The following is a 509-nucleotide window of genomic DNA, read 5'->3' as shown; positions in this document are numbered from 1 at the left end:
AAAGTGAGAAATAAAGGCCCTTACTGGGTGATATACCCTCTTAGTCAATATCCTGAATTGGATCACAATGAATATCATGCCCAAATGGTATGGCAAGTTAATGAGATGAAAATAAAACAAAAATAATGAAGTTATCAGAAGCTTACCCAATTAAACAAAAAAATTATTCGACGACCAGCAAAATGCTCCTTTTGGTTTTTGCCACTTCTTTATTGCTCGCAAATGTCATATTGCTCCAACAAACTCGGGTCTTAGCGCAAAGTTTTACTGATGAGCAAAAACAAGCGACATGGTTTTTATTCCAGTTATCGAAAGAGCTTTCTGAGCTCGTCAGTGAAGCACGTCGACTGGACGAAAATGTTTTAAAAATAGAAGGAGCAGAACTTCAGTATGAGCTTGCTTGGAGCCGTTTTGATTTATTAATAAATAGTAAAGACGTCTACACCTTTTTTTCTCGCAATCACATTCAACAATATTTTTTGCAACTGTTTAATGAGTTTAAGGAGTTA

General features: G+C 35.6%; 2 pseudogenes. Both read left to right on the top strand.

Annotated features, from left to right (window positions below):
* A pseudogene (locus tag R7Z77_RS28670) lies at nt 1-126 on the top strand (oxidoreductase); the annotation flags it as partial.
* A pseudogene (locus R7Z77_RS28665) lies at nt 126-509 on the top strand (GGDEF domain-containing protein); the annotation flags it as partial. The pseudogenes R7Z77_RS28670 and R7Z77_RS28665, both read left to right, overlap by 1 nt.

The organism is Vibrio sp. 1401 (assembly GCF_033340295.1).
Note: the sequence above shows the minus strand (reverse complement) of the source record. Positions and strands in the feature narration are given on the sequence as shown.